The organism is Vibrio nigripulchritudo, from assembly GCF_027924785.1.
GTDB classification, from domain to species: Bacteria; Pseudomonadota; Gammaproteobacteria; order Enterobacterales; family Vibrionaceae; genus Vibrio; species Vibrio nigripulchritudo.
The window spans coordinates 1760832-1779879 of the sequence record NZ_AP027050.1 but is presented as its reverse complement, the minus strand read 5'-3'; the positions used below and the strand labels follow the sequence as shown (position 1 = coordinate 1779879).

General features: G+C 46.4%; 15 protein-coding genes. 7 read left to right on the top strand and 8 right to left on the bottom strand.

Annotated features, from left to right (window positions below):
• Positions 1-176 precede the first annotated feature (176 nt).
• A complete protein-coding gene (locus QMG91_RS26295; protein WP_022598001.1) occupies positions 177-353 on the top strand; it encodes a hypothetical protein in 177 nt (58 codons plus the stop codon).
• A 25-nt stretch (positions 354-378) separates the two neighbouring features.
• Here the strand turns inward: QMG91_RS26295 and QMG91_RS26290 are convergent, their stop codons facing one another.
• The 7 genes from QMG91_RS26290 to QMG91_RS26260 are packed head-to-tail and all read right to left on the bottom strand — an operon-like array spanning position 379 to position 8012.
• Positions 379-1305: an alpha/beta hydrolase family protein gene (locus QMG91_RS26290; RefSeq protein WP_281830983.1), complete on the bottom strand. Its 927-nt coding sequence runs from the start codon at positions 1303-1305 to the stop codon at positions 379-381.
• A gap of 57 nt (positions 1306-1362) precedes the next feature.
• Positions 1363-2394, bottom strand: a complete 1032-nt coding sequence (locus QMG91_RS26285) for a LacI family DNA-binding transcriptional regulator (protein WP_022597998.1) — start codon at positions 2392-2394, stop codon at positions 1363-1365.
• Between the two features lie 23 nt (positions 2395-2417).
• Positions 2418-3512, bottom strand: coding sequence for an ABC transporter ATP-binding protein (locus QMG91_RS26280; RefSeq protein ID WP_281830980.1), 1095 nt, complete (start codon positions 3510-3512; stop codon positions 2418-2420).
• The gene (locus QMG91_RS26275; RefSeq protein ID WP_281830978.1) at positions 3505-4860 is read right to left on the bottom strand and encodes a GH1 family beta-glucosidase; all 1356 of its coding nucleotides are present in this window, start codon (positions 4858-4860) and stop codon (positions 3505-3507) included. Before QMG91_RS26275 ends, QMG91_RS26280 begins: the two co-directional genes overlap by 8 nt.
• Positions 4861-4866: 6 nt before the next feature.
• The gene (locus QMG91_RS26270; RefSeq protein WP_281830976.1) at positions 4867-5733 is read right to left on the bottom strand and encodes a carbohydrate ABC transporter permease; all 867 of its coding nucleotides are present in this window, start codon (positions 5731-5733) and stop codon (positions 4867-4869) included.
• Positions 5734-6720, bottom strand: coding sequence for a carbohydrate ABC transporter permease (locus QMG91_RS26265; RefSeq protein WP_281830975.1), 987 nt, complete (start codon positions 6718-6720; stop codon positions 5734-5736).
• A 47-nt stretch (positions 6721-6767) separates the two neighbouring features.
• The gene (locus QMG91_RS26260; protein WP_281830974.1) at positions 6768-8012 is read right to left on the bottom strand and encodes an extracellular solute-binding protein; all 1245 of its coding nucleotides are present in this window, start codon (positions 8010-8012) and stop codon (positions 6768-6770) included.
• A 556-nt stretch (positions 8013-8568) separates the two neighbouring features.
• On the opposite strand from QMG91_RS26260, the gene QMG91_RS26255 reads away from it, so the two are divergent.
• Genes QMG91_RS26255 through QMG91_RS26230 form a run of 6 tightly spaced genes read left to right on the top strand, consistent with a single transcriptional unit; the run spans position 8569 to position 17911 of the window.
• The gene (locus QMG91_RS26255) at positions 8569-10575 is read left to right on the top strand and encodes a prolyl oligopeptidase family serine peptidase (protein ID WP_281830972.1); all 2007 of its coding nucleotides are present in this window, start codon (positions 8569-8571) and stop codon (positions 10573-10575) included.
• Between the two features lie 3 nt (positions 10576-10578).
• Positions 10579-12732, top strand: a complete 2154-nt coding sequence (locus tag QMG91_RS26250; RefSeq protein WP_281830971.1) for a TonB-dependent hemoglobin/transferrin/lactoferrin family receptor — start codon at positions 10579-10581, stop codon at positions 12730-12732.
• A gap of 9 nt (positions 12733-12741) precedes the next feature.
• On the top strand, positions 12742-15000 hold the full coding sequence (locus QMG91_RS26245; RefSeq protein ID WP_281830970.1) for a proprotein convertase P-domain-containing protein: 2259 nt from the start codon (positions 12742-12744) through the stop codon (positions 14998-15000).
• A 9-nt stretch (positions 15001-15009) separates the two neighbouring features.
• A complete protein-coding gene (locus QMG91_RS26240) occupies positions 15010-16551 on the top strand; it encodes an Lcl domain-containing protein (RefSeq protein ID WP_281830968.1) in 1542 nt (513 codons plus the stop codon).
• The gene (locus QMG91_RS26235) at positions 16551-17114 is read left to right on the top strand and encodes an Lcl C-terminal domain-containing protein (protein WP_281830966.1); all 564 of its coding nucleotides are present in this window, start codon (positions 16551-16553) and stop codon (positions 17112-17114) included. Before QMG91_RS26240 ends, QMG91_RS26235 begins: the two co-directional genes overlap by 1 nt.
• Positions 17111-17911: a hypothetical protein gene (locus tag QMG91_RS26230; protein WP_281830965.1), complete on the top strand. Its 801-nt coding sequence runs from the start codon at positions 17111-17113 to the stop codon at positions 17909-17911. The genes QMG91_RS26235 and QMG91_RS26230 overlap by 4 nt, the downstream gene beginning before the upstream one ends.
• A gap of 168 nt (positions 17912-18079) precedes the next feature.
• Here the strand turns inward: QMG91_RS26230 and QMG91_RS26225 are convergent, their stop codons facing one another.
• Complete coding sequence (locus tag QMG91_RS26225; RefSeq protein WP_281830964.1) at positions 18080-19045, bottom strand: protein phosphatase 2C domain-containing protein; 966 nt, start codon at positions 19043-19045, stop codon at positions 18080-18082.
• Between the last annotated feature and the right edge of the window lie 3 nt (positions 19046-19048).

Genomic DNA, 19048 nt, shown 5'->3' with positions numbered 1-19048 from the left:
TCATTATTATCGATGAATAATGATTTAATGTGATGATAAATAAATTTTACTAACCTATTATAATATAAGAAATATAAGTTCATTGTATCCCAGTGTTCTTATATACCCAATTATCTTGAAATAATTAGGGATTAAAAAGTAAAAATTCACGTTGCTGGAGTTAAGGAAGTTTAACCATGAAGGAATCAACACCTCATATTCATTATTTTTTTCTGGATTTCATGAAGGATCCATTGGAAGAACTGCGAGAGATTGAAGAACTTATTCAATATCGACGCATAGTGCTCGGTCACATGGCTAAGCAGCCATGTCCGGCGATCAAAAAGAGGTTGATCGCCGAAACAGTTCCTTAGTTAAAGAGCTATTCAGCACTTATGCTTACTTGGAAGCGAGCCAGTCTTTTACTTTCGTGACCACTTTATTCGCTTGGTTCTTCCCGGCTGAATCATCAAACGAGTGATCGAGCCCAGTAATTGATAGGTATTCAATGTTCGATTTTCCTTCCTTTTCCAATGTTTTATATTGCTTCTCTGCAAGCTCAACTGAAACATTGGTGTCGTCCTCTGACTGAATTAAAAGAACTGGTACTTGAGATTGCCTCAATACCTCAGTCTGATTTAGCTCTAGCATCTCGCGCCACCACTTAAAGCCATGACCGCTTACATTGAATTCAACAGGCTCGCTATTCAGGACGAATTGAGTGAACTCATTAATTTCCTGCATTACTTCGGTGTACACCTTTTTTTCCGGAATCTCGAGCTTAACTGCGTGTTCCAGGTCGTCCATAAATCGAGCGCCACCGCCGTTAAATGCCACGATTTTTGATACGTGATCTGGGTGCGCTGAAAGCAGGTTGGCGACCAGAGCGCCTTCGCTTCCTCCGATCAGGTAGACTTGCTGATATTTGTGCTGAGATTTGATTTTCTCCAGAACTTTTAGGTAGTCGTCCATACGCTGACTCAGGGCATCATTTTGAATGAAGGCTTCTGGGCAGTCTTTGCGTTCAGGGTCCTCATCGTAGCTGAGTTTGTTGGTGATGCCGTATTTTTCTACGGTAAGAATATCCGCAGTAGGAGCGGCGGCGGGGAGATCTTCTTCAATCATCTTAATCTGGGTCACGCTATTGCAATCAGAACCCTGAATCAGAACCAGAAGTGCCTCGGATGGCACCGCTTGCTTTTTGTTTAGGTAGTAGTGAATTTCGCTGCCATCTTGCCGGGGTAAGGTTAACGCACTGTTTGCCACTGCGAGCGTTGAACACAGAGAAGTGATTAATCCTAATAAAATGATTTTTCCAGTCCGCATAACACTGTTCCATTGTGAAAAAGAGGAATACGCAATATAGGATGCGGGTGGTTAATTTTACCGAAATGGTGACTTAGTGGATTGCCTGACGATGAGCTCAATTGGGGGAACTCGTGGGTCAAACTCATCTCCGGACAGCAGTTTTAACAGCGCATCCGCACTAACAGCACCCAATTCCTCTATTGGCTGGCGTAAGGTGGTTAAAGCCGGAGTAAAGAATCTGGATGTAGGGAGATCATCAAATCCGACAATAGAGATGTCTTCTGGAATGCGATAATTCCTGTCGTGCAGAGCTTTCATCGCGCCATAAGCCGTCTCGTCGTTAGCGGCAAACAGAGCGGTAAAATGCACATTCGAGTCCAGCAACTCGATGGTTTTTTCGTAACCAACTTCAGATGTGAAGTCGCCCTGTTTGATCATCGCCTTAATCGGCTTTATCCCTGCTTCTTTCAGTGCTTTCTGATAGCCCGAAAAGCGGGCACGAGCATCGGGTTGGCTGGCATGCCCTTTAATATGCGCAATAGCCACATGCCCCTGTTGCAGCAGGTGCAGGGTGGCCATGTAACCACCAAGTTCATTGTTGATGCAAAGTGAACGAACTTTGTTCCCATTCACATGGTAACCAACGGCGACTGTGGGTAACGCTTCGCTAAATTCTAAGATCTGTTTCTCGGTGAGGCTGCCAGTAAAGATGATCACCCCGTCTACCTGACTTCGTGCCAGATACTCTAGCGCGTGCAACTCGGCTTGGTTTTTCCAGTGACCCGACGCAATCACCAATGAATACCCATGATCCATCAGTAAGCTTTCCATGTTGATCAACATGCGATTGGTGTGCGGGCTTTCCGGGTTCTGAACCAGCACGCCAATCGTCATGGAGCGTCGATTTTCGCCGAGATTGATCTGGAAATTGGGTTTGTAACCTGTGCTCTTTAGTGCTTCTTCTATCCGTAAGCTTTTTGATTCTGAAACATAGCTGCTGCGATTCAAAAAGCGAGAAACGGTGCTGACGGATACACCAGCACGTTTAGCCACGTCATACACAGTGGCGTCTTTTTTCTTTCTCGTTTTTCTATTTGATTCAGTCATACAACTCAAACATTTGCACAAAGTCAGTCAGACGCCAGCGATTTATCACTCATTACGTCGAAAAGGTGAATCGCGTCCATATCCATGTAAAGTGTCAGGCAGTCCACATCCACTTCTGCTGCCTGAGTTTCAATGGTAAGTGGTTGCCCATCGAGTTCGCCTTTCAACAGAATACTGGCGCCAAGCAGCTCTTTATCCAGAATTTTTACAGGTACAGAGTATACGTTATCGTGTCCTGTTTGCTCTGGTCGAAGGTGGATATCTGTCGGTCGGATACCAAAATGCAGTGCTAAGTTTTTGCTGGCGTTTTTTTCGAACCGTTCAGGGAGCGGTATCATCAAAGAACCGAGCCGAATGCACCAGTTATTCTCGTGCTGCTCCAACTTGGCATCCAGCATGTTCATTGATGGGTTACCAATAAACTGGGCAACAAATTTGCTGGCGGGACGCCTAAATACGTCCGTTGGCGTACCGACTTGCGCTACGTATCCGTCTTTTAGGATGACGATACGATCAGCCAGCGTCATGGCTTCAATTTGATCGTGGGTGACGTAAATAGTGGTGGTTTTCAGTTCCCGGTGCAGCTGTTTGATCTCTTCACGCATGGTGCCGCGCAATTTGGCGTCCAGATTCGAAAGAGGTTCATCAAATAAGAAGACCTTCGGGGTGCGAACCATCGCGCGTCCCATGGCGACCCGCTGGCGCTGCCCACCGGAAAGGGCTTTCGGCTTTCTGTCTAGTAAAGGTTCCAATTCTAGCATTGTCGCCGCTTTACGCACTTCAGCATCAATATCCTGCTTAGACATGCCTTTGAGCTTCAGGGCGAAGGCAATGTTTTCGTACACCGTCATATGCGGATACAAGGCGTAGCTCTGGAACACCATGGCGAGATCCCGGTCTTTGGCATCTATCGGGTTCATCAATTTATCGCCAACAAAGATTTCACCAGAAGAGATAGATTCAAGCCCCGCCAACATCCTCAGAGTCGTGGATTTCCCGCAGCCGGAAGGACCAAGAAAAACCACGAATTCGCCGTCATCCACGGTAAAGTCGAATTGCTTGACGACTTCGACATCACCAAAAGATTTTTTCAGATTTCTGAATTCCACCTTAGCCATTTTGTTGTCCTCCCCGACGCTCTAACAACATGTTTCGGTAGGCAATGGCGCTGTTTTTCAACGTACGTTTTTGGGTGGTGTAATCTACGTGCACAATGCCAAATCGTTGCTGATAACCAAATGCCCATTCAAAGTTGTCCATTAAGCTCCAGGCAAAGTAACCACTTACTTGCACTCCTGCCTCAATGGCTTTGTCTACCGCATTAAAATGAGACTGATAATAGTGCATCCGCTGTTCGTCGTTGACGCTTCCATTTTCCAGTTTATCGTTACCTGCTGCCCCGTTTTCAGTGATGTAAATAGGGGGGAGATCCGGATAGTAATGTTTGATTCGGAGCAGGACATCAGTCAGTGCCTGAGGGTAGATTTCCCAACCGATGTAGGTATGTTCGGCGTTTTCTTGAGTGACCGACTGAATGTTTCGATTCGAATCAAAACGCACGACCGAACGGGTGTAAAAATTGATGCCCAGATAATCGATGGGAGCGCTGATGATTTTCAGGTCTTTCTCCAAAATAACAGGAAGGTTGTTCGCCTGTTTTTCCAGAACCAAATCGGGGTAGCGACCTTTCAAAATCGGCTCCATAAACCAATGACAGCTTTCTGCATCTTCGTAATCTGCCGCTTTCTGATCAGCCTCTGTTTCCGGATACGCTGGTGTCACATTCAGAACAATTCCATGCATCGACTTGGGGGCATTTTTTCGAAGGTATGGCATGGCTAATCCGTGCGCCAGCAATAAGTGGTGTGACGCCTGAAACCCTTCTTTCTCTCCTTTGATGCCCGGAGCGTGAATGCCCCAGCGGTAACCCAGAAAGGCAGACACAAAGGGTTCATTCAACGTGGTGTACACGTCAATTTTATTGCCAAAATACGCGCTGACCACCTCGGCGTATTCAGCAAACTTATAGGCGGTTTCCCGGTTGAGCCAGCCACCACGATCTTCAAGGTACTGAGGCAAATCCCAATGATAAAGGGTGACGAATACGCGCAACCCCTGAGCATGGCATTCATCAATGATCTGCTCATAAAACTTCAGCCCAGCCTGATTGGTTTCACCGTTCTTCTTGATGATTCGTGGCCATGCCATCGACAGGCGATACGCATCCACGCCTAAGTCTTTGATCATCTGAATATCCTGTTTCCACAGGTGGTAATGATCACAAGCGATATCACCGTTATCCTGATTGTCGACGGCGTTAGGTTTAAGGCAGAACGTATCCCAGATGGACGGGCAACGACCATCCTGAGTCACGCCGCCTTCAATTTGGTAGGAAGATGTGGCCACGCCAAAAGTGAAATCTTTAGAAAGCATGGCGGAATGTTTTGGAAGCTGATAGATATTCATGGAGATTTATCCTTTAACGGCTCCGGAGGTTAAGCCACTGATCATTTGCTTTGAGGCAAAAAGATAAGCTGTAACCAAAGGAAGGATGGAAATAGTGGTGCCAAGCATCACAGCACCCCAGGGCGTATTTGGGATGCCCTGTACACTGCGTAAAGCCTGAGTAATAACGTAATTTTCTGGAGAGGTGAGCACGACCAGCGGGTTCATAAAGCTGTTCCAGAAGAACACGAACTGGACGATGGCTAAGGTCGCTAATGCAGGTTTCATCAGGGGCAGTACCACACTCCAGTACGTTCTGAATTCGCCTGCACCGTCGAGCTTTGCGGCTTCCAGCAGTTCTTTTGGAATAGAAGCAACGACGTGCTGGCGCATAAGAAAAATACCAAATGGTGTCGTGGTAAACGGTAGCCAGACCGCAACATGGTTATCCAGCAACCCGAGGAACTTCACGATCATGAAGTAGGGGATAAGGCTAAGCACAGGCGGGATCATCATGGAACCCACCAACATGCCAAACAGAATATTTTTGCCTTTGAACTGGTAAACCGCAAACGCGTAGCCGCCCATTGAACAGAACAGCAGCGAAATAGCCGTACCCAGAAACGCTACGTAGATGGAATTAAACATGGCTTGCCAGAAAGGCATGATTTCCAAAAGCTTGGCGTAGTTAATGGTCAGGCTATCTCCGATAGCAAAGCTGATGCCAGACCCAAAAATTTCAGTGCGGTCGCGGGTAGAAAGCAGTGCAGACCATAAAAATGGAAACACCGTCATGAGCGCCGAAACAATAAGTACAGTCGCCAGAGCAATCATTAACACCTTGGTAGCCAGTTCTATCCAGCGTTGATTTGGATTGAGTGTATGTGTCGACATCTATTGTTCTCCCAGCCCTTTTTTACCGAAGAAGAAAAACTGAATGCAGGTGCAAAACGCAATCAGCGCGAACAATAGCCAGGAAATGGCAGACGCTGTGCCCATTTCTAACCACTCCCATCCCACTTTGTAGAGATACATAGAGATGGTTAAGCCGGATTGCCCGGTTCCCCCCGTACCACGTGTTAAAACAAAGGGTTCTTCAAATAACTGTAGGTTACCGATGATGGTCATGGTGACGGCGAAGAACACAAAAGGACGGATCATGGGAAGAGAAACACTCCAGAATCTGCGAAATGCGTTGGCTCCGTCCATGCGTGCTGCTTCAAGAATGTCTTTGGGAATGGTCATTAACCCGGTGGTGTAGAGCACAATGTTGAAGCCGGTGTACTTCCAGAACACCATGATGGCAATCGCTGGTTTTACCAGCGTAGCGTCGTCTAGCCAGCGTATGGGCTGATAGTCATTCACCCAAGCGAATGCCCAGCCAAACAAGGTGCTGTCGGCGAGGTATGTCAGAGACTGATTGATGATCCCGCTGTTGGGTGAATACATGTTGAAAAAGATCAGCGAAGCCGCCACCGTTGAAGTGATGAAAGGCAAAAAGTACGCTGAGGTCAGCCAGTGGCGAAGTCGGTCTCCCATCGAAACCAAAATGTAAGCGACAGGAATCGCGACGAGATGTTGTGCCACTCCTGAAGTGATCGCTAACCATAAGGTATTGTTGAGTGAGCGCCATAACCAGGGATCAGTCAAAGCAATTTCGTAGTTTTCCACACCCACAAATTTCATGGCCGACAGACCTTCTACCGGGTTCCAGGCATGAAACGAGAGATAGACGGAAAACAACAGAGGAAACACTCCGAATACAGAAAAGATCACGATAAATGGCAACAAAAATCCGTAAGGCGTGAGCTTGTTTAGCCTGAACCGATTTGTTTGCTGCTGATCAATTAAATCAACGGGTTTGCTGTTTGCGGTGTCCATAACCTGCTTACTCCAGATTAAGGAGGCGAAACACGCCTCCTATTCATTTACAGGTTACGGGTGCGACGCTTGATCAATCGCTCAGCTTCTTTCAGTGCGGTTTCTATGTCTTTACCTTCATCCAGCACTTCCATCAGAGCATTTTCCAGAATGATCGAACGTGCGACGTGATCACCTTTGCCCGGCTGGACGGGTTTGATGTTTTTGGCAACATCTGCAAACAGCAGACGTGCTTTCTGACCACCAAGGAATGCCACTTCCTGTTCAAAAAGCGGATCGTTGTAGGTGGTGGTGTTGGCAGGAAACGCAGCAATGGTTTCGAAGTGGGTCAACTGAACATCACGATTGACTGTCATGTACTCGATCAGCTTCCACGCTTCATCCTGATGCTTAGATTGCTTAGGAATGGAAAGAAAAGATCCTCCCCAGCTACCGTAAATACCGTCTGGCAAGTGTGATACCGCCCACTTCCCCTTGGTGTCTGGCGCAATCCAGTTGTTCAAATGCCCAAGCAGCCATGCGCCGGAAAGTTGAGTGGCAAAGGTGCCGTTTCTGAATCCTTCATACCATTCGTTCGACCACGCCAGAATTCGCGCGTCTAGCTGTTTATCCCGAATCTTTTTAGCGACCTGAAAGGCGTGAACAAATCGTTTGGAGGTCACAACGGGATTGCCTTCTTGGTCAAAGTACAAGCCTTCACCCTCTGGCACTGTGGTAAAGATGATTGCCTGTGCGACATCCGCCGCAGAGGCAATTAACTGGACACCTTGTTTTTTCAGAGTTTCTCCGGCTGCAATGTAGGAATCCCAGTCTTTGATTGCTTCCTTTACGTCAATTCCTGCTTTCTCAAAAATGTCTGTGCGGTAATACATCACCCCAGGGCCCAGATCGACGGGAATGCCATACATAGAACCGTCGCCACCTTTTCCCTGAGCCCAGGCGTAGGGAGCAAACTGAGACTGATACTTATCGGCACCATATTGTTTGGAAAGGTTGACCAAACCACCGGAAGCCACAAACGGACCGATTTTTTCTACGTCTACGACGATCACATCACCAGCTCCGGAGCCTGTGGCTAAGTTGGTCGTCAGCTTGGTGTGGTGATCACCGTGGTTATTCATCAGGTAATCCACCTGAATACCGGACTGCTTCTGAAAGTCAGGAAGAATGACTTTCAGGCTGCTGTCAAAGTCGGGAAAACCGTCAAAACGAATCTTGTTGTCTTCAGCATAAGCGGCAGAAGCCAGCCCTAAAGCAAGCGCGCAAGGTGCGGCTAACGTGCGGAGTTTCATGATATGTCCTTATATTTTTATGATGTAGGGAGTAGTGCTAGTCACTGGATGTGGAGGGAGTATTGATAAATGCATTCAAACAAAGAGTGATATAAATCACGCTAAATTCGAATGAAAAATACGCATTTCCTGAAAGGTTGAAAGGTGAGGCACTTTAGAAAATCTTTATGAAACAGTTTCATGAAGATTAGTAACCTTTCAAAGTAAATGTTGATGGTTTTATTGTGATGTATATCACGTAATGTGGTGTTTGTGACAAGTTATTAATGGAATTTCATATCTGGTAATTTGTTTTATTATCTGCTCACAAAGTCGCTTTATAATGGGTGTTTTAACTATATCTGGATATAAAGTGAATTAATATTCTGGACATGATGTGTTTTCTGATTTCTTGTTTCGAAACTAAAAAGTTTACGATTGAATGACAATTAGTCATTTGAACTTATTTTGTGTGATTCACTTCAAATAATAATGAAAATGATAATTGATCTCATTTTTATTTGAATGCACCATGCGCGCCCTTTTATAAGTTCCATCAATATCTCTAGGGTTGCTTATGCGCTGGCGTTCATCTTTTGTTTTATTCACTAGTCTGTTTTGCACGTCCGTTTTGGCTCAGGATGAGTTCGACTGGCTTAGAGACGACGCACGCAGCAACAGTGAAGTGAAGCAATTTTTGTCAGAGCAAAACAATGCGACAACGGAGTATCTGAAAGGGAACGAAACCCTAAAACAGGCACTGCTTGATGAGTGGAAGAGCGATAACTTTGTCAAAGCCGATTCACCCTGGCTCTTGATGCGCGGGATGTATTACAAACTGGGCGTCAAAAATGGTCAGCGTGCCATATTGATGAAAAGCACACAGTCTGCGTCCGAAGAAGTATTACTGGATCTTTCCAGCAGGCAGCAAGACCACGCCTATTACCATTTGGCTGCCTGGCGTTTGAGTTCTGATGGGTCAAAAATCGCCTTGGCTGAAGACATCACGGGAACCGGTGAGCACCGAATTTCTGTTGTTGATCTTGAGACGGGTTCAGAGTCTTTGGTCGCAGACGGCACAGAATCGACGATTCTATGGAGTTCGGATTCACAATCCATTTTTGTGATTAAACAAGAACTGCCTACGTTACGCCCTTACAAGCTGGTTCAGATAGATCTTAAAACCAAAAAACAGACTCCGGTCTTTACCGAGAGTGATTCTGCATGGCTTGTTTCTGCGTATCTGGCGAGCGACAGTCGTTGGGCGGTAATTCAATCCAACAATGAGTCGAGTGTTGAGCAAGTTCTGCTTAACCTGAAAACAGGCGCGCTTTCTAAAACACTGCTACCGAGAAAAGACGGCAAAGAATACTTTGCCGATGTTGCTGACGATCAGCTTTTCCTGAATTCAAACCATAACAATGGCTTTGCCATCTGGAAAAAGTCATTGAGCTCTGAAAATGGCGAGTTCCAACTGATTTTCCGACCTGAATCAGGTGAAGTGATTGATAATTTCTACCTGTTTGAATCGGCATTGGTTGTGGCGACGCTACGTGGTCAGGATAAATACCTCACGGCAGTTCGTAATGGTAAAACGCTGTGGAAAAAATCCCTCAGCGAAGATGGCGTGGTGACCTGGGTTAAACGCAACGGTGATTTTTCCAGTAACCGAATTCGCCTTCGTAGCATGTCTTTGATGCAGCCACCAAAGTGGTCGGAACTGGATGTGGAATCCGGAACTGTTTCCGACTTATCTTCAGACTTCTACCCAGAACATCACCCTCAAAAATACGTCTCTAAACAAATTTGGGTTGAGAAAGGTTCGATTCGAGTCCCTGTCACTCTCGCATATCGAAAAGATACTCTGACTGAAAACTCGCCAGTTATTTTGTACGGCTATGGCGCATATGGCGTAACCATGCGTCCGTACTTTATGCCGCAAATTGTGAGTGTGCTTAATCAGGGCGCGATCTACGCCATTGCCCACGTCCGTGGTGGCGGCTTTCTGGGTAGCGACTGGCATGTTTCTGGTCGCGGTATCAACAAACAAAACGGCATTGATGACTTTCATATTGCCAGCCAGTTTATGAAAACCTTCAAGCATGGTCAGCGTCCTGTGCTCGCCATTGGTGGCAGTGCTGGCGGGACTTTGGTAGCGGCTGCCATTAATCAAAAACCAGAACTGTATCAGGGTGCGGTATTGCAGGTTCCGTTTCTGGATGTGGTGAATAGCATGTCTGACAGCACCCTGCCACTCAGCTATCAGCAGCATCTGGAATGGGGAAACCCTAAAGATGTGGAAGAACAACGCGTGATGCTGGAATTCGACCCGTACCAAAACCTTAAAAAACAAAGCTATCCACCTGTGCTGGTGCGCGTGGGGTATCAGGATCGCCGGGTGCCATTCTGGGAAGGGGCAAAATACATTGCCCGAATGCAAAAGCTGAGTACGGCAGACAACCCTTATCTTCTGCGTACTGATTTTGTTTCTGGTCATCGACCGGATCGCCGACACGCACTGAATTTTCAGGCGGAAGAGTACGCTTTTCTCCTTTCACTTGTTCAACACTCATCAGCGGAGTAATTGATGAAACTTTCTCCTTTATCTGTCGCAGTATCTGCTGCGTTGTTTTCTCATATCTGCTTCGCTGAAAGCGGCACAGTTTCTAACCAAAATGAACAGGAGTTTGTCGAAACCGTCGTTGTTACGGCAAACAAAATCGACACTCCTCTGTTTGAAGTGCCGGGCTCCATCTCTGTGGTTGATCTGGACAAGGTGGAAAAGGAAGGGGCAACAGAACTCTATGACGCGCTAGACACCGAACCGGGTGTTTCTGTTACTGGCGGAGCGGGTCGACCTCAGAACATCGTGATCCGAGGGATGACAGGGAACCGAATCGCCATTGTGAAAGATGGTGTAAAAATGTCGGATGGCTACGGTGCTCTGGATCTCAATGATGGTGCGGGTCGCGATACTTTTGATATCAACAGCCTCAAGCAAATCGAAGTTGTGAAAGGGGCGAGCTCCAACATTCACGGCTCCGGTGCTATTGGTGGGGTTGTGGTACTGGTTTCCAAGAAGCCAGAGGACTATTTGCGGGGGAAAGATTTTCACTCTGAGATAGGCACCACCTATACCCAGGTCAGTAACAAAACCAAAAGCTATGCTCTTTCCGCATTTCGTTTTCAGGATACCGAAGCACTAGTTCGCGCCAGCTACTGGTTGGGTGAAGAGACCCGAAACTATAAGCAGGATCTCTATAATCGCGACATCGACGGCTACAATCTGGATGCGGTGGTTGACCATTATCTGCACGACGATTTTATTCTTAAAGCCAAAGCAAATTACTACCTTAACCGTGTTAATCGCGATGAAGGCACGCATATCGTACAGCCGGATGGCAAATGGGATGTTAGCCATTACAACGACAAAGTCTTTACCCGGACGATTGGCGTTGAACTTGGGACACAGCATACTGTTTCTAATGCATTTTACGACGAGCTGAATACCAAGGGTTACCTGCGTGATTCTACCTCGCAGCGCGATCGCAATTACTCGATATATCGTGATAACAGAGGCATCACGGAGTACCGCAATGAAGATGATCATCGTGAGTTTAATGACAGCGCCATCGGCATCAATCTGGACGCCAATAAACTAACTGATTTCGCCGATATGCAGCATCAGATCGTTTACGGTGTAGAGGTAGACCGTCGTTCGTACAATCGCCCGGTTACCCGCAAGACATTCGACACCAATGGCTTGAACGAGCAAGATAAGTCGCCGTTTGCAGGAGTGGTGACTCACAGATTCAGTTCATACATCAAAGACAGAGCAACCCACGGCAACTGGAATATCGATCTTGGGGCGCGCTTTGATTTCCACCATCTGGAACCGGAAACAAGAAGTGAGATTGGTGGTTATGAAATCAGCAATACCCGAAGCTCAGAATGGTCACCAAGTCTGTCCGTCACCCACAAGTTCACGCCATCTCTGAACGGTTACATTAGCTACAACCATGGCTATCGTGCCCCGAGCTACGACAAGGTGTACGGTTTTGTACCTCACCTGTTTAACCTACTTGACCCGTTCTACATTATTCCAAATTTAGATCTGGAAAAAGAGACCAGCGACTCTTACGAACTAGGCGCTAAATATCAGGACGGTCAGTGGTCCTGGTCGACAGCGGTTTTCCACACCCAGTACAAAAACTTCATCGATGTTAAGCGAATAGGGCGCGATTCAAACGGCAATTCGTTGTACCAGTATGTAAACAAGAAAAATGTGTTTACGCAGGGGATGGAGTTCTCTGTCGCTTACCAGATTGATGAGCAATGGGCAGTGTCGACCAAAGCAGGCGTAGTCGATGGAAAAGATGGCGATGGCAATTACATCCGTTCTCTGACTCCTTGGGAAGGCAACGTTCAGCTCGACTACGAACAAAATGCATTGAGTGGCTACCTTCGAATGAACTGGGCTGCTGAAATGACCAGAACGCCTGTTTGCAACAATGAACTGCAAGTGGAAGTGCCGTGTGACCAGACTCAAGCTTGGCAGTCACTGGATGCAGGTGCAAGCGTTGTCCTTTGGGATGACCTGACTCTAAGCGCTAACGTGATCAATCTGCTGGACAGTCAATTTACGCGTTATCAGGACATCGCTGGATTGGGTAAGCATCAGACCTCTTTCTCAACCGAACCTGGTCGCTATTTCACACTTAACGCGAAATACGAGTTTTAGGGAGGCATGATGAAAAAGTACCTCTTGCCGACCCTGCTTTGTGCCTCTATTTCATCTGCAATGGCTGGGGAATGGGACTACCCGAGTAATGCAACCACAGTGACCAGTGATGGTGAAGCACTGAACTATGTGAGCCAGCGTTATGCTGATGTTGGTTCATTCCGTTTGCGTTACGTTACCGAAAGTAAGCTCGGCAAGCACTATAACTTCGATGTGTTGGTGGGTGGCGAATACAAACATCAGAGAGCGGTCGTTCTGAGTGTGGATAACGATCAGCGTGTTACCCGTATATTCAAAAGCCTTGAAGATACAGTTGTTCGAAACGGGTTAGTCATCACTGCGATTGAGCTAGAAAATCCGAGGCGTCTTGAGGCACTTGAGCCGCCAGAACTGGCAACAGGTTCCATCAAGTCTGTGAACGTCAATGTGTTCGACCCAGATCTTCGTACGATGGATAAGGTTCCGCAGCCCGATACTTTGTGGAAAAACCTGGAAGACTACCCGCATTCTATTCGTTACGTGAGCAAGCCTGTCTCTGTTCTTGAATCTGGTGGCAAGCTGTATCTGGCAAACGAGCGTGTGCGTCAGGTGGATGCGAAGGAGCTTCAACAAAAAAATGCGGATACTGGAGCCTGGGAAACCAGCCCGACCAGCTCGTTTCTGGCTCAGGAAGGTGTTGCTGAATTTGCTTCTGAAGCAGCGCTAAGTTCAGTGACTTATGACATGCCGGAATTTGCGCAGATTATGGCGTTTTACCATCTTGATCATTCGTTGCAATACCTGTCTTCACTGGGTTCTGATTTGTTTTCTGAACCCGTTCGCTTTGACGGAAGGGGACTGTCGCAAGATAACTCGACATATTACTTCGGTCCTAAAGCCGCCATGTTCGGAATTACAGGTTCGCCAGACGCAATAGATGCCGATGTGGTAATCCATGAATTAGGGCATGGCATCCATTATCAGATTGTGCCGGACTGGGGCTATGGTCATACCGGAGCCATCGGAGAAGGTTTCGGCGACTATTGGGCAGGGTCATACAGCTACCGCGTTCAGTACGCGCAGAGCGAATCTTTTGAACTGGATACCTTCGCTAACTGGGATGGATTATTTGGCTTCAAGAAAAATACCCGGAGCCTTTGGAATCAGCGTGCTCGCTACTTTGAAAGAAGTGAATACCGACCACACGAATATGTGGGTGGAGAACTGGGCGATGAGCTTTGGTCAACGCCTTTGTTCCAGTCACTGAAACAATCGGTCGCCAAATACGGACAGGTCGCTTTCTCGGAGTTTGACACCATTGTGCTGCAATCCATGTATGGTTTAGGTCGTGGCATGAAGATGCATGATCTGGCAGAAAGCATGATTTTTGTTGCCAACAAACTGTATTCGGACAAGGAATACGCTCAGATCCTAAAAGCCAATTTTGATATTCACGGGCTGATTAAAGAGCCATTTCGTGTGGTCAATACGCCCAAATTTATCGATCCTGAGCATGGCATTGATCTGCAAATCCAGCGCACCTTATCACTAAGCAGTATCGATGGTGTTGCCCGTACCGATTTGGCGAAAGAGGTCGGCTTTTCTGATGCCAGTTCGGCTGTTCAGAAAATTCATATTTCAGGTCTGTCGAATGGTGTTTGTGCCAAGCCTTTTGATTTGGCATTAGACATCCAATATCAGGTTACGAGCAACCAGTCTGTTCGCCACTGGCAGCATACAGAGCAGCTTGTTTACGGACAGCCGAACTTTGTCACACCAGTCACTTCCGTCAACGCCCCCATTCCCGATGCGGACCAGAACAATAACTTAGGCGTTAAGTCGTTCAGCTATGACGTATACGCTCAAAAAAACATCTCAGACAACCTTGGGGTCTATTTCGAGTTGGAGCATGAAAAGCTTACGGATATCGAACTCAAGCTGACCAGCCCAGATAACGTCGTTATCCGAATTAAGCCTCATGAATACAGCAGTGGCAATACGTTCAAACGCTACTTCGCAGCGGGCAACTCTAAGGAATTAGATGCCCTGAAAGGAACCAGCATGTATGGCATCTGGCGACTGGAAATCACCGACTTTGCACACGAGGACACAGGCACTTTATTGAAATGGGGTGTCAGTGAACTGAGTGGGTATCAATGTGAGAATACGACGACAGATAACAATAAAAAGCCGTCGACGACGCAATCTTCAGGCGGGGCGTCCATTGCCTGGCTAAGTTTGCTCATTCTATTTACCGGAGCCTGGCTTCGGAACCGCAAGTACTACTAAGAGTTCATTATGAAAACAAAACTGACCCTGCTTTCGGCAGCTCTCCTGCTCGCCGGTTGTGGTGGTTCGGGCGGCGATTCTGCCAGCTCAACCAGCCTTCCGACTTATGATTTGTCTGGCAACATTACGACAGCAAATGTCCCTGCCAGCGCAAAAGTATGCGTGGATGCAAACCAAAACTACCGTTGCGATGTATCTGAGGCGAGCACAATTGCACGAAACGGCGCTTTTACCATCACCAGTACCAGCCTGAGTATTTATGATTTTCCCATTTTAGCGGTGATGGACACAGGTGTGGCGCAAGCTTCTGCATTAAGCAGTGTTAACCCTGTCTCTGCGGGAAGCCAGACTGTTTTGGCGGCGCCGAATCGTCGAATGAAAAGCGACAACGTTATCAATGGCATCACGACACTGATCTCTGGCGCAATGGATAACGGTTTAACGCTGACTCAGGCGGTTTCTCAGGTAGAAACGGAAATTAAGCGCGCGAATATCGCTCTGTCTGGCTCTTTGTTAAAAAACCTGAATGCCAACGAACTAAGTGTGCTTGAAGCGAATGTGGTCAAGCTCTCTCAAGCGGCAGGTGATAAGAACCGCTCCAGCGTTCTGGCATCCGCTGGGCTTTCGCTAGCAGACTACAAAGCGTTGACGGAAGCTAACGCATCGGCTGAAGATCTCACTAAAGCAGTGACTGAACTGTCGAAAGCCAAATTCACTTTACAGCCATTGAATGATACGGGTCTGACTAAGTTCTTTTCTGATGCTTCAAACACTGAAAACCAGACCGAAAACCCATCGGATTACCCGGGTCAGGATGCTATGTATGGTCTTGATGTCACGGATAAGCAGGCTAATACTGGCAACGGTTTTAAATTCAAAAAGCTTGATGCTCAGGGTAACGAGCTGGCGGATGATGCCACTGAATGGTCTTGCGTATCCGATGAGCGCACCGGATTGATTTGGGAAGTGAAATCTAACGATCCCTCCTCCATCCAGCATATGGAACGCTTGTTTGCATTGGAAATCAAAGACAGGTTTAAACCACATTCTTATGATGTGTCTTTAGTAAATTGTCAGGCTTCTGGCGATGGTATTTGTACCACACAGCAGTATGTGGATGAGATAAACAAGCAAAAAATTTGTGGACTATCGACATGGCGCTTGCCAACGGGTCATGAGCTTTACGATATCGTAGATTTTGGTGAAGAAGGTAAACTACCAAATGGTTCAATTGCTGGGCTTTCACTGGAGTATTTCCCAAACCAAACGATCGGTACTGAAGATGATTATCCATACATAAACAAAGGTATTGTTTGGACGGATCACTTCCTTCATGGAAACTTTTACTCTGAGGCCAAAGGTAAGCTGTATTTTTATGCTGTTCACCTCAATGGAACAGATCCATCTGATTTAGGTAGCGGTGCAGTTACATTGACGCGTGGTCAATCAGCGCAATACGAAATCTGGACCAATGAATACGCACAGCTTGAATGGGAAACTGAGTCTTATTCTTTTCCAACTCGTTTAGTAGCGACTAAGGAGACCAAGTAATGAAAAAGTTTATGCTAACCATGTTGCTCACTTTAACTTCGTCTGGAGCGATGGCTCAAATATGTGCCGCAGATATTACTAAATCAGCACCAAATTCTCGTTTTGTCGCTGAAGACAATGGCACGGTGAAAGATCTGAAAACAGGACTGGTATGGATGCGTTGTCCACTTGGTAAAACATGGAATAATGCAAGTGGTTCATGTTCAGGAGAAAACCTTGGAACTCAATGGCAAACAATTTTGAATGAAGTTGCTGACATTAACTCAAAACCACTTCACAAGTTGCATAAGTTTGCTGGTTACGAAGACTGGAGATTACCAAACGCCAAAGAGCTATTTTCCCTAATTGAAAAAAGTTGCATTAAACCTGCTTTGAATACAAAGGCTTTCCCAAACTTCATGCCTACAGATAGTTTCTCGACTACTTCATCTTTATGGAGTTCAACAGCGGTAGGTTCCGGTGATGCTGCGCTAGTGATGGATGCGAGGTTTGGAGATGTTTTAACCCAGTTACCTAATAAAACGGGTGGTAACTACGGTGCATTGCTGGTTACAGATCAATGAAGCAATCAACCTTAATGTTGCGCTTTGCTAAGTTTCTGTTTGTTTTTTTATCAGCCGCTGTATCTGCACCATCATTGGCTTCAAGTGGATTGGTGACTGAAAAGCTCTGTAATAAACTTAAACGAAATTGGTATGATAGCAACAACATGATCGTAGCGGGTTATGAATATTGTCTTCGTGGAAGCTACGGCCACATTGTTAATCTGACATCAAGCCCTTTATATATTCATAACCCAAGGGATCCTAGTAAAATTTATGAAGTGGATGCAAGCAGTAGACTTCGCTTGGAACCACGTGCTATTCCATCTCTAAACCTACTGACTAGATTAAATGGTCGCGTATACTTGGTAGGTGATAAGTTGGTTGTCTCCACTTATGATACAGCCAATGAAACCAAAGGTTATTACCGTAGTGTTATAAACTCTCTTCGAGGATCGAGGATTAAATATGTGAGTAAGTTTAGAGTTCGTGAAATGAGCTACGATAGTAAAGTTTTTTTCGATAGTCCAATCCCCGGATTTGAGAAGGTCCAAAGGAGCGCCCTTCCAGTAGTTGTCGCTGTTGGTATTGGTGGTGCTGGGGCGGGCGCACTTGATGCTTGGGACCCTGATAATGCTTGTTTTGGAGATATCCTCAGAGGAGCTTTTGAAGGAGGAGTATCTTCAGTTTTAGGAGCATTAATAGCTATTCCTGGCGGAATGGGAACAATTGTTGGTATGGTTTCTGGTGGTGCAGTGAGTAAAGTGGTTCAGGCTACTTGTTCGCAGTGTCACAAAAGCTACTGTGGGAAACACTGACGATTAAATTTCATTGTTTTAATCACTAGGTAATGCCAAAACCTTCGGTACGATAAAAAGTCAGTCTTTGTTTTAAAGGCTGGCTTTTTTGTTTGTGGCAAATGAAAAAGGGTCGCTGCAAAAAGAGGGGGACGCAGCGACCTAATCCTCAAACAAGGGAATAGAGGTTTAAGGTGTGGTCATTTCCAGAGAGATAATCGAGCGGTCATCAAAAAATTCTTCGGAAGTTGACCCTTTAATATTTTCAAAGTCAGAAACTTTGGTGAAATCGAGCTGTTCTACCCGTGCATACTCTTCTTCCCAATCTGACACTTTCGTTCCCTCTGGCATGGTCAGATACCCATCGCTGAAGAGCTCCAGTGTCCGCACGCTTTCTATACTCAGGGTGGTATCAATGACATCGTTCATTAAAGGCAAGTTGCCATCCAGTGTGCTGAACCCTAAAGGATGCTCGCCGTTATTGGCATACACTTTCTGGCTGACAATACCTTTAAGAACAAATCGTTCGAGATCCTCATATGAAGCAATTTTACTGTGTTGCTCAAGTACTCTTGCCAGTATGCTATCGACATCCTTTTTGTCGATGATCTGGTCGCTTACCCCGCATTCGATACCGTGAAAAGAGAGTCTGCGTGTGACTTTTTCTAAGGAATCCGGGTCTGGAAATACGTCCTTAAGCCTGTGATGAATGGCAATTCTTGTGGTGGTTGCAACGGAATCAATAGGCTTGTGGTGGCAATAAACATCAGTGCCATTTACCCGGATCCCAGAATCTCCAACATTAAGAATGCGCAGAGCGTCTTCCAGAAAAATCACCATTGATAGGGTCGTTGATGGGGAATGCACAAATTTGTGGTTGGACATACACTCCGCGAATCTTTCGGAAATGCTCCGCAGAATAAACTCAGCGGATGATTCCCTAAATGCCTTGTCACTGAAAAGTTCTGCGCAAATCGCCGCAACCGTGTTGGACGCGTATCTTCCAGAACTTTCTCCGCCTTCTTTAAAACTGGCAAAGGGGTCGGTTGCACCGTCTAACAGCGCGATGATGTTTCCCGGAACGATGAGCATAGCGTCATCCCCCGGTTTTTTATTACTCCGACTTTTCGAACGTGAAAAGGCATTTATGTTCATAGT

Bases quoted from the DNA above. Each gene is read 5' to 3' on its own strand.
- QMG91_RS26295 (WP_022598001.1), top strand. From the start codon at position 177: ATGAAGGAATCAACACCTCATATTCATTATTTTTTTCTGGATTTCATG.
- QMG91_RS26290 (WP_281830983.1), bottom strand. From the start codon at position 1,305: ATGCGGACTGGAAAAATCATTTTATTAGGATTAATCACTTCTCTGTGT.
- QMG91_RS26285 (WP_022597998.1), bottom strand. From the start codon at position 2,394: ATGACTGAATCAAATAGAAAAACGAGAAAGAAAAAAGACGCCACTGTG.
- QMG91_RS26280 (WP_281830980.1), bottom strand. From the start codon at position 3,512: ATGGCTAAGGTGGAATTCAGAAATCTGAAAAAATCTTTTGGTGATGTC.
- QMG91_RS26275 (WP_281830978.1), bottom strand. From the start codon at position 4,860: ATGAATATCTATCAGCTTCCAAAACATTCCGCCATGCTTTCTAAAGAT.
- QMG91_RS26270 (WP_281830976.1), bottom strand. From the start codon at position 5,733: ATGTCGACACATACACTCAATCCAAATCAACGCTGGATAGAACTGGCT.
- QMG91_RS26265 (WP_281830975.1), bottom strand. From the start codon at position 6,720: ATGGACACCGCAAACAGCAAACCCGTTGATTTAATTGATCAGCAGCAA.
- QMG91_RS26260 (WP_281830974.1), bottom strand. From the start codon at position 8,012: ATGAAACTCCGCACGTTAGCCGCACCTTGCGCGCTTGCTTTAGGGCTG.
- QMG91_RS26255 (WP_281830972.1), top strand. From the start codon at position 8,569: ATGCGCTGGCGTTCATCTTTTGTTTTATTCACTAGTCTGTTTTGCACG.
- QMG91_RS26250 (WP_281830971.1), top strand. From the start codon at position 10,579: ATGAAACTTTCTCCTTTATCTGTCGCAGTATCTGCTGCGTTGTTTTCT.
- QMG91_RS26245 (WP_281830970.1), top strand. From the start codon at position 12,742: ATGAAAAAGTACCTCTTGCCGACCCTGCTTTGTGCCTCTATTTCATCT.
- QMG91_RS26240 (WP_281830968.1), top strand. From the start codon at position 15,010: ATGAAAACAAAACTGACCCTGCTTTCGGCAGCTCTCCTGCTCGCCGGT.
- QMG91_RS26235 (WP_281830966.1), top strand. From the start codon at position 16,551: ATGAAAAAGTTTATGCTAACCATGTTGCTCACTTTAACTTCGTCTGGA.
- QMG91_RS26230 (WP_281830965.1), top strand. From the start codon at position 17,111: ATGAAGCAATCAACCTTAATGTTGCGCTTTGCTAAGTTTCTGTTTGTT.
- QMG91_RS26225 (WP_281830964.1), bottom strand. From the start codon at position 19,045: ATGAACATAAATGCCTTTTCACGTTCGAAAAGTCGGAGTAATAAAAAA.